This window comes from Flavobacterium sp. R1_16 (assembly GCF_057652095.1).
Genome location: NZ_JBYFCG010000001.1, coordinates 340,110 through 353,210 on the forward strand (window position 1 = coordinate 340,110; position 13,101 = coordinate 353,210).

At 32.5% G+C, this 13,101-nt stretch carries 9 protein-coding genes and 1 tRNA gene; 6 read left to right on the forward strand and 4 right to left on the reverse strand.

Annotated features, from left to right (window positions below; genetic code table 11):
• Positions 1-372 precede the first annotated feature (372 nt).
• Entirely contained in the window at positions 373-1,395 is a 1,023-nt protein-coding gene (locus tag AC23L6_RS01510) for a LacI family DNA-binding transcriptional regulator (RefSeq protein WP_487560532.1), read from the forward strand.
• Positions 1,396-1,400: 5 nt separating this feature from the next.
• Here the strand turns inward: AC23L6_RS01510 and polA are convergent, their stop codons facing one another.
• Entirely contained in the window at positions 1,401-4,262 is a 2,862-nt protein-coding gene (gene polA, locus AC23L6_RS01515; RefSeq protein WP_487560533.1) for a DNA polymerase I, read from the reverse strand.
• Positions 4,263-4,404: 142 nt separating this feature from the next.
• Here polA and AC23L6_RS01520 point away from each other — a divergent pair, with 142 nt between their 5' ends.
• Both AC23L6_RS01520 and AC23L6_RS01525 read left to right on the forward strand, forming a co-directional pair.
• Positions 4,405-5,637 (forward strand): metallophosphoesterase, encoded by a 1,233-nt coding sequence (locus AC23L6_RS01520; protein WP_487560534.1) that lies wholly within the window; start codon positions 4,405-4,407, stop codon positions 5,635-5,637.
• Between the two features lie 72 nt (positions 5,638-5,709).
• Positions 5,710-6,006: a thioredoxin family protein gene (locus AC23L6_RS01525; protein ID WP_487560535.1), complete on the forward strand. Its 297-nt coding sequence runs from the start codon at positions 5,710-5,712 to the stop codon at positions 6,004-6,006.
• Here AC23L6_RS01525 and AC23L6_RS01530 read toward each other — a convergent pair.
• Both AC23L6_RS01530 and AC23L6_RS01535 read right to left on the reverse strand, forming a co-directional pair.
• Positions 6,003-6,647: a polysaccharide deacetylase family protein gene (locus tag AC23L6_RS01530; RefSeq protein WP_487560536.1), complete on the reverse strand. Its 645-nt coding sequence runs from the start codon at positions 6,645-6,647 to the stop codon at positions 6,003-6,005. The two genes, AC23L6_RS01525 and AC23L6_RS01530, sit on opposite strands and share 4 nt — an antisense overlap.
• A gap of 97 nt (positions 6,648-6,744) precedes the next feature.
• Positions 6,745-10,026 (reverse strand): glycosyltransferase family 117 protein, encoded by a 3,282-nt coding sequence (locus AC23L6_RS01535; protein WP_487560537.1) that lies wholly within the window; start codon positions 10,024-10,026, stop codon positions 6,745-6,747.
• A 208-nt stretch (positions 10,027-10,234) separates the two neighbouring features.
• Here AC23L6_RS01535 and AC23L6_RS01540 point away from each other — a divergent pair.
• A tRNA-Gln gene (locus AC23L6_RS01540) sits at positions 10,235-10,305 on the forward strand.
• Between the two features lie 55 nt (positions 10,306-10,360).
• Here the strand turns inward: AC23L6_RS01540 and AC23L6_RS01545 are convergent.
• On the reverse strand, positions 10,361-11,188 hold the full coding sequence (locus AC23L6_RS01545; protein ID WP_487560538.1) for a universal stress protein: 828 nt from the start codon (positions 11,186-11,188) through the stop codon (positions 10,361-10,363).
• A gap of 177 nt (positions 11,189-11,365) precedes the next feature.
• Here AC23L6_RS01545 and rimP point away from each other — a divergent pair, with 177 nt between their 5' ends.
• Both rimP and nusA read left to right on the forward strand, forming a co-directional pair.
• Positions 11,366-11,833, forward strand: coding sequence for a ribosome assembly cofactor RimP (gene rimP / locus AC23L6_RS01550; protein ID WP_487560539.1), 468 nt, complete (start codon positions 11,366-11,368; stop codon positions 11,831-11,833).
• Between the two features lie 9 nt (positions 11,834-11,842).
• Positions 11,843-13,087 carry a transcription termination factor NusA gene (gene nusA, locus AC23L6_RS01555; protein WP_487560540.1) on the forward strand — a complete coding sequence of 415 codons (1,245 nt, stop codon included), beginning with the start codon at positions 11,843-11,845 and terminating at the stop codon, positions 13,085-13,087.
• Positions 13,088-13,101: the final 14 nt, after the last annotated feature.

Genomic DNA, 13,101 nt, shown 5'->3' on the forward strand with positions numbered 1-13,101 from the left:
GGTTGCAAAACTACAAATATTTATTTTAAATACAAATAGCTTTCAGTCATTATTTTAAGGCATAATTTTATAATGATTTTTTTAAGGTTTTTTCATTTAAAATTTTGAAAAGTTTCAGATGATATTATTAAAAACAAAACTTGAATACTATTAAATTATAAATTCTGTTTTTTTACTGATAATTATTTATAGCATGTGTAAAAATAACATAAGCTTTACTTATCAAGTGAAAGGAATCAAATAAGTTTTCTTATTTTTACACTCCAAAATAGCGTATTATGAAATCGCCATTAAAAACAGGTTTGTAACAAACAAACACTGATGATTCAAAGCGATAACATATTTTACCGCTAAAAAATAAAATTTAAAAAGATGAAATCAAAAGCCACATTAAAACAAATTGCGAAAGAGCTTCATGTTTCCGTTTCAACGGTTTCTAAAGCTTTGAATGACAGTCCTGAAATTAGTGAGCAAACAAAGATAAAGGTTAAGGAATATGCCAAATTAAAAAATTACAAACCTAATGTAATAGGCCTAAATCTTAAAAACAGAAAAACAAAAACGATAGGGGTTATAATTCCTAATATTTTAAATTCATTCTTTGCGAAAGTTTTCACAGGAATCGAAAAAGTGGCAGAAGAAAAAGGATATAACGTTATTACCTGTATTTCTAACGAATCTCTAGAAAAAGAAATTAACACTTTAGAAATGTTGAGTAATGGTACCATTGATGGTTTTATTTTGTCGGTTTCTGAAGAAGCTCAAAAACTAAACGAATTCAGCCACTTTAATGATATTATCAATGAAGGTACACCTATAGTAATGTTCGATAGGATTTCAGAAGAAGTAAATTGTGACAAGGTAATTGTGGATGATTTTGAATCATCTGTAAACGCAACTGAACATTTAATCAATTCTGGGTGCAAAAAAATTGCATTATTTTCATCTATAGATAATTTGAGCGTGGGTAAATTAAGAGCTCAAGGGTATCTTAAAGCGCTTGAGAAGAATGGTATTGAAGTTAATAATGATAACATAATCCTAACAGATTCAGAGGAAGATTTTGATAAAAAAGCCCAAATGCTATTTGATAAACATAAGATTGATGGAATTTTTGCAGTTGATGAACACTCTTCTGTTTCAGCAATTAAGTTAGGTTTAAAAAATGGTTACAAAATCCCAGAAGAATTGTCGGTTATAGGTTTTGCCGATGGTGTTTGGTCTAGAAGATTGTCTCCAAGTTTATCTACAGTAAGTCAACATGGTCCGGAAATAGGTGAAGCAGCTGCAAAATTACTTATTGCAGAACTGGAGAGCAAGGATGAAGAGTACAAGCACAAAACAACGGTTATTAAAACAGAATTAAGACAGCGAGAATCTACTAGAAAGCTGTAAGTTTTTTAATGCGCTTCAAGCCAATTTTTTCCACTACCAATTTCCACTTCCAATGGTACTGCTAGTGTAAATGCATTTTCCATTTCATATTTAATCATGGGTTGGATTTTCTCTAATTCGCTGTTGTGGACGTCGAAAACCAATTCGTCATGAACTTGCAATAGCATTTTGCTTTTCCAGTTTTCGGAAGTTAGTTTTCTGTGAATATTTATCATGGCAATTTTGATAATATCAGCTGCACTTCCTTGAATTGGTGCGTTGACGGCATTCCTCTCGGCAGCACTTCTAACTACGGCATTGGCAGAGTTAATGTCTTTCAAATACCTTCTTCTTCCTAAAACCGTTTGCACATAGCCATGGCTTCTGGCAAAGTCAATTTGTTCCTGAATAAAAGATTTCAACCTTGGATAGGTTTTATAATAGGCATCTATTAAAGCAGCACTTTCACTTCTTGATAAATCGGTTTGATTGCTTAATCCAAAAGCAGAAACACCATATATGATTCCAAAGTTTACTGTTTTGGCATTGCTACGTTGTTCTTTAGTTACTTCTTCTAAAGCCACATTAAATACTTTTGCAGCGGTACTTTTATGGATATCTTCGTGGTTTTGAAAGGCTTTAATCATATTATCTTCACCAGATAATGCGGCAATAATTCGGAGTTCTATTTGTGAATAATCGGCTGAAAGCAAGGTGTAATTTTCATCACGAGCTATGAATGCTTTTCTAATTAATCGACCACGTTCGGTTCGAATAGGAATGTTTTGAAGATTAGGATTATTAGAGCTCAATCGACCAGTAGCTGCCACAGTTTGCATGTAATCTGTATGTACTCTGCCTGTGGTTGCATCAACTTGGTTGGGTAATGCATCAATGTAAGTGCTTTGCAATTTCACCATTTGACGCCATTCTAAAATATCTTTTACTATTTGATGTTCATTTGCCAAATAAGAAAGTACTTCTTCGCCAGTAGCATATTGACCCGTTTTGGTTTTCTTTTGTTTGGTACCTCCAAGTTGCAGTTTGTCAAACAAAACGTCACCCAATTGTTTTGGTGAAGCTAAATTGAATTTTTCGCCTGCGGTTTCATAAATTTTTTGTTCTAATTCTGAACTTTCTTTTGCCATTTCGACAGACATTTTCTTTAAGAAATCTTTATCAAGATTAATGCCTTCTAATTCCATGGCAGCTAGAACTGGAATTAACGGAATTTCGATTTCTTCAAATAGTTTTTTCGTTTCTACTTTGTCTAAAATTGGATTAAAAATGGCTGCCAGTTGCAAGGTAACATCGGCATCTTCGGCAGCATATTCTTTGATTTCTTCCAATGCAACATCTCGCATTGATTTTTGATTTTTGCCTTTTTTACCAATTAAATCTTCTATGGATTTTGGAGAATATTTTAAATAGGTTTCACTTAAAACATCCATATTATGACGCATATCAGGATTAATTAGATAATGGGCAATCATGGTGTCGAATAATTTTCCTTTAATTTGAATTCCGTATTTCGATACTACTTTCAAATCATATTTTACGTTTTGACCAATCTTTTCAATAGCTTCATTTTCGAAAAAAGGTTTGAATTTGTCAGCCAAGGCTTGCGCACTTTCTTTGTCTTCAGGAAAAGGGACATAGAATGCTTTTCCTTTTTCCCAGGCGAACGACATTCCAACCAATTCGGCATTTAATGCATCAATTCCTGTTGTTTCAGTATCAAAACACACAGAAGTTTGATTATTCAAATTTTGCAAAAACAATTTTATACCTAAATCACCTTGAATAATTTGATAGTTGTGATTGGTTGTTTCTAAAGTGGCATAGTATGAATTTGACTTTGGTTCATCATTTTCTTCATCTGAGAAGCCAAATAAATCAAATTGATTTTCATTTTTAGGAGTTACTTTTTTTATGGGTTTTGATGTATCGCTTTCAATTTCTGAAGTGTTTCCGTTGGAGTCAATTTCGTCATATTCTTTTCCAGTTCCGAAAAACTTATCGAATTGTGCCTTCATTTGACGAAATTCTAGTTCATTAAATAATGCATCGGTTTTTTCAACATCAGGTTTTGATAGTTCATAATCAGTGGCATCGAATGTTACAGGGCAATCAAGCAAAATTCTAGCTAACTTTTTAGAAAGAATACCCAGTTCTTTGTTGTTTTCAATTTTATCTTTTAAAGCACCTTTGAGTTTATCAGTGTTGTCCAGAAGATTTTCTATAGAGCCAAATTCCTTGAGCAGCTTTTTAGCCGTAACTTCGCCAACACCGGGGAATCCGGGAATATTATCGGCTGAATCACCCATCATTCCTAGAAAATCTACTACTTGTTCTGGTCTTTCTATCTCAAATTTGGCTAAAACTTCGGGAACACCCCATATTTCAATGTCATTGCCCATTCGAGCGGGTTTGTACATAAAAATATTTTCAGAAACCAATTGAGCAAAATCTTTATCTGGAGTTACCATGAATACCTGATAGCCTTCTTTTTCAGCTTGTTTTGCTAAAGTTCCAATTAAATCATCGGCCTCAAAACCTGCTTTTTCTATGATGGGAATATGCATGGCTTTTAGTAATTCTTGAATGTATGGGACGGCTATTTTGATGGCTTCTGGAGTTTCGTCTCGGTGGGCCTTATATTCTTTATACATTTCAAAACGATAATCACTTCCGCCTTTATCAAAAGCAACTGCTAAATGATCTGGTTTTTCGCGTTTAATAACATCCATTAATGAATTCATGAATCCCATAATGGCAGATGTGTCCATTCCTTTTGAGTTGATACGAGGATTTTTGATAAAAGCATAATAACCGCGAAAAATTAAGGCATAAGCATCAAGCAGGAAAAGACGTTTTTGAATTGACATAATGAATTGTATATGGGTATGAGGAAAATATTTATGATGTAAAAATAAGGAAACCAATTTTAAAGTTTGTTATAGAGTTAAATTTTAATTAATAAAGATTTTTGCACTTTATTAATTTGTTAATTTGCTCTAAATTTACCTCATGATTTTTCGTTTTATTTTTATTGCGTTTATTTTTCTACTGATAGAGTTTTATGCATTTCAGGCGATAAAAACTTTAGTCAGGGTGAGATGGATTCTTTTATCTTATCAATTTATAAGTTTATTAATATTCTTATTTATAATTTATTCTTTTACCCAATTTGATCGCTCTGTAGGTCAAACGAAACAAACCATGTTCACGATGGGTTTAATGCTTTTGGTTTATTTACCTAAGATTGTGATCACTTTAGTACTTTTTGGAGAAGATATTTATAGAGTTTGTGTGGGCTCAATAAATTATTTTATTGAATCGGATAATACAAATTTTCTTCGTTCAAGAAGAAAATTTGTAAGTCAAATAGGTTTAGGAATCGCTGCAATTCCATTTTTGTCTCTTATATACGGAATGACGATAGGGAAATACAATTATAAGGTTATCAAACAACGAATATTTTTCCCCGATTTGCCAGATGCTTTTGATGGTTTTACAATTACTCAAATATCAGATGTGCACAGTGGTAGTTTCGATAATTTTGAAAAAATTAATTACGCAATTGATTTGGTCAACGAGCAAAATTCAGATATGATAGTATTTACTGGAGATATTGTTAATACTCATGCCAAAGAAATGCATCCATGGATAGATACTTTTAATAGAATAAAAAAGCATGAATATGGGAAATACTCGGTTTTGGGTAATCATGATTATGGTGAATATGTGACTTGGCCGTCTCAAGCTGCCAAAGATGATAATTTTCAAGCCATAAAAAATCTATACGGACAAATTGGGTTTACTTTGCTACTTAATGAGCATACTTTCATACAAAAGGGCAAAGATAAAATTGCGTTGGTAGGAGTTGAGAATTGGGGACATAATTTCAAACAAGCCGGTGATTTGAACAAGGCATCGCAACACCTTACTAAACAAGATTTCAAAATTCTCATGAGTCACGATCCTAGTCATTGGGATCATGTTGTTCAGCATGATGACAAACATTTTCATTTAACATTATCAGGGCATACACATGGGATGCAACTTGGGATTGAAATTCCGGGCTATTTTAAATGGAGTTTGGCTCAATATGTTTACAAACAATGGGCAGGATTATACGAGAACTTAGGAAGGTACGTATATGTAAACAGAGGATTCGGATTTCATGCCTATCCCGGTAGAGTAGGTATTATGCCCGAAATAACGGTCATTCAACTAAAAAAAGGAGAAAAAGTAGCATAATTCGTTAAAAGTGCTACATTTGTATTGTAATATCTTAATTATAAGGGTTTAGAAATTAAATTTTTTGGTTTTATGTCAAAATTTGGTGAACTTATAAATGCTCAAGTTCCTGTGTTAATAGATTTTTACACTGAGTGGAACGATTCTTCTGTATCAATGCATCCAGTTATTAGAGATGTAGCGGCTGCACTTGGCGATAAAGCAAAAGTGATTAAAATTGATGTTGATAAAAATCAAGAATTGGCAGATGCTTTACGGATTAAGGGCCTACCAACATTAATGATTTATAAAGAAGGGCAAATGATTTGGAGACAATCAGGAGAGTTGGACGCCAATACAATTATAGCCCTAGTTCAAGACCAGATTTAAGTTATTGTTCCAAAATTATATCCTTCTCGTACAAGAAAATCAAGTGTTTTTGGAAGTACATATTCGAGGTTTTTACGGGCTTTTAAGCTATCGTGAAAAACAACGATACTTCCTTTTTTGATATTTGAAAGTACGTTTTCTAAACAATCTTCAACTGATATAGTATTGTCAAAGTCTGCACTTAAAACATCCCATTGTATTATTTTATAGCCTAGTTGTTTGATTTTTTTAGCCTGATTTGATTTTATTTTGCCATAAGGAGGTCTAAAAATAGTTGAATTAATTGGGTGATTTGTAGTTTTCTGAATTTGATTGTTACACAAATTGACATTGTCTAAATACTCTTCTGTTTTTGTTTTCCAACCATTTAAATGATGAAAAGTGTGATTCCCTATAGAATGCCCGTCTTCTATTATTTTATTAAAAATGTCTGGATGTTTCTCAATGTTGTTGCCAATACAAAAAAAAGTAGCCTTAGCATTATATTTTTTTAATTGAGATAACGTCCATTCTGTTACCTCAGGCGTTGGTCCATCGTCGAAGGTAAGATATATTTTATTTTCGTTATTAGGAATATCCCAAACATAATTCTTAAAAATTATTTTTATCAATTGATTCGTTTTTATCCAATAGAATTTCATGTCACTTGTGATTTCAAATCAAAAATAAAAAAAGTAGTGCTATTTTTCAATAACACTACTTTTATTGTGTTGGGGATTACTTTAAAAAAGGGATAATCTATTTTGATGTGTTATTGGTTGAATCTGATTTTTGAATACTGTCTTTTTCACCTGATACATTGTTGTTGTCGTCGATTCCTTCATTATCCCTTCCAAATCGTTCAAACATTTTGTTGTAATTGTTGAAAATTAGAGCGTTTTTATTGTAGAAATCCAAATCGCCATTATCTTTCATTACTTCAAGTAAACCTCTGTATCGTTCAATGTCGGTTACAATATCAATTACAATATAACTTTGCTCTGTTGGTTTTAATGTATTGTAATACTTTAAGTTTTCTTTGTATTTTGTCATCAATTGTTCCAGTAGTTGACGTGCTTTAGCAGTTTCTCCAACTTGGTAATAGCCACCAGCAAAAGGATCAACCAAAGAATAATAGCCGTAATAATCTAATGGCATTTTAGTCATCGCTAAATGAATCACTTTTTTTGCTTTATCAATTTTCCCTTCATCAATTAATTTTTGCATTAATCGAGACAGATTAGAACGATAAGAAATACTATTTTTTCTAGTTTCTGGATCGTGATAAATAGTGTGTGATTCGCCATTGCCCCAATCCCATTTCATAACAATATTGTACATTTTATCAGAGTCAATTTGACCCATGTCTAGTGGACTTCCGTCTTTAGGGATGGGAGTTCTAACAGGAACTAATTTGTATACTAATCCTTCAAGCTGAAGATAATCTTTCATCCATAAATAATCATCATCGCCAAAACTTCCTCCGGTAAAATAGATAGGTCTTTTCCATTTGTTATTTGCAAGTACATCTAACATCATTAGTCTGTTTTTGTATAAAGCAGAACCTTTTATTTGAATGTCGATATAAGGAACAATGGAGTCATAATTTTTTGGACTTACAACTTTGTTTTTGATAATCTCGTTTTTGTCAACAGGGATACGGATTTTGTCGGTTGGATAAAAATGTATTTTTTGTCCATTTTGCATTTCGACAATTGTTTGAGGGTCATCGCTACCAATAAACTTCAACAAATCGTTAATATCCCAGCGGTTTTCTGTTTTTGGGTTATGAATAGCATAGTCTAGTTTGTCTCCTACATATTGCTCATGCGTAAAAGAAATAGGTAAACCATCAGAATCATACGTTTTCATTTTCATCTGGTCAATATACCAATCGGTCATGAAAAGACTGGTGTTTACAATTTTTACATCGGTTCTAACCTTTTCAATTTCTTGAGCATACCATAAAGGGAAGGTGTCGTTGTCTCCAATAGTAAATAAAATGGCATTTGGTTCGCAAGAATTTAAATAGTTTTTTGCCATAGCTATTGCAGTGTATCTTTCTGATCTATCGTGATCATCCCAGTTTTGAGCTGCCATAAGTACAGGAGCCGCTAACATACTTATACCAATGATTGCAGACCCTGCGATAGTAGGTTTTAAATAACTTTTTAGATAGTCATAAATGGCATATACTCCAAATCCAATCCAAATGGAAAACACATAAAAGGAACCAACTAAGGCATAGTCTCTTTCTCTTGGTTCAAAAGGTCTTTCGTTCAAATATATTTTTAAAGCCAAGCCAGTAAATAAAAATAATGCTAAAAGAACATAAAAACTTTTAAGGTCTTTATTGGCATGATAGATTAATCCAATAACTCCCAACAAAAACGGTAGAAAGAAATACATGTTTCTCCCTTTGTTGTTTAATACGTCAGTGGGTAGATTTTCCTGAGAGCCCAAATGGATTTCATCGATAAACTGTATTCCGCTGAGCCAATTTCCGTCAAGATTGTCATATTTTCCTTGAATATCATTTTGTCTTCCTGTGAAATTCCACATCAAATACCTCCAATACATATACCCAAACTGGTACTCAAACATAAAACTTAGATTGTCCCATGTAGTTGGTTTTTCAATGATTAAGTATTCACCATAGCTTTTCAAAAACGATATATAGCCTTCGTTGTCGATATCTTTTGCGGCATATGCTTTTCTAAATTCAGAAATAATATCAACTAATTCTTTCTCTTCTAAATATTCAGGTTTGATTTTGAATTCAGGAACATTTGTAAAATTCATGTAATTTTCTATGTGTTCCGTGCTCCACAATCTCGGAAGAATCGCTTTTTGATTGTCATCGCTATTTTGCTCTGCATTTTTATAGTTATTGGTAATGATATATTTTCCCGTTTTGTAATCTCTTTCATAATTGGGAGCTTTGTCTAAATAAGGATTATCTTCATCCAAGCCCACAAAGGAATCGGTGTATTGTGGCCCATAAAACAGAGGGTTAACACCATATTGCTCTCTGTTATAATAGGCTAAAACTTCTGCTGCATCCGATGGTTTGTTTTCATTAATTACGGTATTGGCGTTAGCTCTAATGGGTAACATCATCCAAGTGGAAAATCCAATAAGAATAAATAGAATACAAAGAATAATAGTGTTATAGAAAATATATCTTTTTTCTTTGGTGTATTTTAAACCAAAATAAAAGAAAGCTACAAAAAGCAGAAAAACAAAAATGGTTCCTGAATCAAAAGGCAATCCTAAATTATTAACCATATAGATTTCGGTTTTACCGAAAAAAGCCATTGTTAGAGGAAGTAATAATTTAAAGATAAATAATAGAATAGAGACAACAACAATGTTTGCAATTATGAAATTTTTTATTGTAATCGTCTTGTAATGTTTGAAATAATATAAAAAACCAATAGAAGGAATCGTTAATAATGCCATAAAGTGCACACCAAAAGAAAGTCCGATTAGAAGACTAATAATGAGAAGCCATTTGTTTCCTCTTGGAGTATGCATGTCCTGTTCCCATCGTAATCCGAGCCAAAATAAAAGGGATATGAACAAAGTAGCCATCGCATAAACTTCGGCTTCGACAGCGTTAAACCAAAAGCTGTCAGAGAATGTAAATGCCATAGCACCCACAAATGAGCCTCCTAGTATAACTATTTCATTACTTGTATTAATTTCAGAAAAAGAAGAAATTAATTTTTTTAGAATCATGGTCGAAGACCAAAACATAAATAAAATGGTAAACGCACTAGAAAAAACGGACATCATATTTACCATCAAGGCAATTTTAGTAGCATCAGTAGCAAATATTGCAAAAAAAGCTCCTATCATTTGGAATAAAGGAGCCCCCGGGGGGTGACCAACTTCTAATTTTGCTGCGGTTGCAATATATTCGCCACAATCCCAGAAACTCATCGTGGGCTCTACTGTAAGTGAATAAGTTACTAACGCAATTGAAAAAGCAAACCAACCTAGGATAGTATTCCATTTGTTGAAGTTAAATGTAATCATACGAGTAAAAGATATTTTTAGATTACAAAGAAACTATTTTTTTACCGAAAGCGATATGGATTAACAAAAAATTCTAAAACCAAAATAGATTCTACTCAACCTGCATTGAGAAGGATGTGAGTAAAAAAGTTTTTTCAATAAAAATGAATAAATAGTTGCTTAAAATAAAATTTGTATTAAATTTGCACTCGCTTAACAGCAATGGAAATGGTCTATGGTGTAATGGTAACACTACGGTTTTTGGTGCCGTCTTTCTAGGTTCGAGTCCTAGTAGACCAACAAAAAAAACTCCTCAATTATTTGAGGAGTTTTTTTGTTTTTAATAGTTTGAAAACTATATTTTGAAAGTAATAACGGGTCTAATCGCATGATTAACTAAATCTTCACTAACGCTTCCGTTGAAGAAGTGTGCAAATCCTGTTCTCCTTCCATGTGTACACATTCCTATTAAATCGGCCTGAACGCTGTTGGCAAAATTTAAAATCCCTTTCTCTACGTTCACATCATTATATATATGTAAAGAATAATTGGGGTAATTAAATTCTTTAATAAAATCATTCATGATTTTTTCTGCAACATGCGTTGGTTTAAAGCTGCTAGGGGTATTAATCATAACTAGGTTTAGTTTAGAGTTAAACAAACCTGCAATTTCTAGAAGTTGTTTAAAAGGTTTCTTGATTTCTTGAGAAAAATCAGACGCAAAAACAAAATTATCAGCCTTGAAATTATCCATATTGTTTTTAATAACTAAGACAGGAACATCAGAAAAACGAACCACTTTTTCGGTATTAGAACCTATAAACATCTCCTGAAATCCTCCAGATCCATGAGAACCCATTACAATAAAATCAATATTATTGGTTTTGCTCACTGCTAATATACCTTCAAAAGCTTTTTCAAATTGAATGATTTCAGATACTGTTATTCCTTCTAGATAATCTACATCCATCAATTCTTCAAGGTTGCTGATTACTTTATTTTTAAAAAACATGATTTCTGGAATATCGTGTCCACTTCCAACAGCATCGCTGGCTTGATGAGGTAGTTCTAACATGTGTAACAAAACAATTTCACTGTTGTTTTCTCTTGCAATTTGAGCGGCAACTCGCAAAGCATATTCAGCATGGTCGGAAAAGTCAGTAGGAACAAGAATTCTTTTCATAATTAAAAGTGTAAGAAAGTGTTTAAAATTTAGTTGATTAAAATAATTATAAAGATAATATTTTTTTTAGATCTAACAATGATTTTTTTATTTATAAAAAAAACACTATATTTGCACTGTTATTTAATAAAAAAACTAAATAATGAGGCACGCATTGCGTGCCTCTTTTTATAAAATATGACATTTAAGGAAAAAGTATTTAATTTAGTTAACGTAGCATTGTCAGAAAAACCATCAGTTTTTTTGATTGACCTGACGATTACTGACAATTTTAAAATTATTGTAACTTTAGATGGAGATAATGGAGTAATTTTACAAGACTGTATCGATATTAGTCGGGCAATAGAGTACAACTTAGATCGCGAAGAACAAGATTTTTCTCTAGAAGTTGCCTCGGTAGGGGTAGGCTCTCCGTTGAAAATGATTAGACAGTATAAAAAAAACGTTGGAAGAACACTAATAGTGAAATTGGCCAGCGAGACAATAGAGGCGCAGTTGGTAGATGCAAATGATGAGTTTATTACTTTAGTTTGGGAAGCTAGAGAGCCTAAAAAAAACGGAAAGGGTAAAGAAACGGTTCAAAAAAAACAGGAGATACCCTACTTAGAAATAAAAGAAGCAATTGTTACAGTAACATTTAATTAAAGAGTTAGCATGGAAAATTTAGCATTAATCGATTCGTTTTCAGAGTTTAAAGACGATAAACTCATAGACCGTGTAACGCTTATGGCAATTTTAGAAGATGTATTTAGAAATGCATTGAAGAAAAAATTCGGTTCCGATGATAATTTTGATATCATTATCAATCCAGATAAAGGAGATATGGAAATTTGGAGAAGAAGAGTTATCGTTGCTGATGATGATTTGGATTTGGAAAATGAAGAGATAACTTTAACTGAGGCTAGAAAAATCGAACCAGATTTTGAAATAGGTGAAGAAGTTTCTGAAGAAGTAAAGTTGATTGATTTAGGGAGAAGGGCAATTTTGGCTTTGCGTCAAAATTTAATCTCTAAAATTCATGAGCACGACAATACCAATCTTTACAAACAATTTAAAGATTTGATAGGCGAAATTTATACTGCTGAAGTACATCATGTTAGGCCAAGAGTTGTAATTTTGGTAGACGATGAAGGAAATGAAATTGTTTTACCAAAAGAAAAACAAATACCATCAGATTTTTTTAGAAAAGGAGATAACGTTCGTGGAATTATTGAAAGTGTTGAGCTTAAAGGAAATAAACCTCAAATTATTATGTCTAGAACTTCTGAAAAGTTCTTAGAAAAATTGTTTGAGCAAGAAATTCCAGAGGTTTTTGATGGATTAATAATGGTGAAAAAAGTAGTTCGAATCCCTGGTGAAAAAGCAAAAGTAGCTGTAGATTCCTATGATGATAGAATTGATCCAGTAGGAGCTTGTGTGGGAATGAAAGGTTCTCGTATTCACGGAATTGTTCGTGAATTAGGTAACGAAAACATAGACGTTATCAATTTTACCAATAATATTCAGTTATACATAACTAGAGCATTAAGTCCAGCAAAAGTTTCGTCAATTAAAATTAATGAAGAGACCAAAAGAGCTGAGGTTTTCTTAAAGTTAGAGGAGGTTTCTAAAGCAATAGGTCGAGGTGGGCACAACATTAAGTTAGCAGGTTTATTGACTGGTTATGAGTTGGATGTTATCAGAGAAGGAAATGTTGCTGAAGAAGAAGATGATGTTGAATTAACAGAGTTTTCTGATGAAATTGACGGATGGGTAATTGATGAATTTGCAAAAATTGGTTTAGATACAGCAAGAAGTATTTTGAAACAAGATGTAGATGATTTAGTGAGAAGAACTGATCTTGAAGAAGAAACAATCCTAGACGTGATGCGTATTTTGAAAGAAGAGTTTAATGCTTAATCTAAGTCTTCTAA

Bases quoted from the DNA above. Each gene is read 5' to 3' on its own strand.
- rimP (WP_487560539.1), top strand. From the start codon at position 11,366: ATGACATTTAAGGAAAAAGTATTTAATTTAGTTAACGTAGCATTGTCA.
- nusA (WP_487560540.1), top strand. From the start codon at position 11,843: ATGGAAAATTTAGCATTAATCGATTCGTTTTCAGAGTTTAAAGACGAT.
- polA (WP_487560533.1), bottom strand. From the start codon at position 4,262: ATGTCAATTCAAAAACGTCTTTTCCTGCTTGATGCTTATGCCTTAATT.
- AC23L6_RS01535 (WP_487560537.1), bottom strand. From the start codon at position 10,026: ATGATTACATTTAACTTCAACAAATGGAATACTATCCTAGGTTGGTTT.
- AC23L6_RS01520 (WP_487560534.1), top strand. From the start codon at position 4,405: ATGATTTTTCGTTTTATTTTTATTGCGTTTATTTTTCTACTGATAGAG.
- AC23L6_RS01525 (WP_487560535.1), top strand. From the start codon at position 5,710: ATGTCAAAATTTGGTGAACTTATAAATGCTCAAGTTCCTGTGTTAATA.
- AC23L6_RS01530 (WP_487560536.1), bottom strand. From the start codon at position 6,647: ATGAAATTCTATTGGATAAAAACGAATCAATTGATAAAAATAATTTTT.
- AC23L6_RS01510 (WP_487560532.1), top strand. From the start codon at position 373: ATGAAATCAAAAGCCACATTAAAACAAATTGCGAAAGAGCTTCATGTT.
- AC23L6_RS01545 (WP_487560538.1), bottom strand. From the start codon at position 11,188: ATGAAAAGAATTCTTGTTCCTACTGACTTTTCCGACCATGCTGAATAT.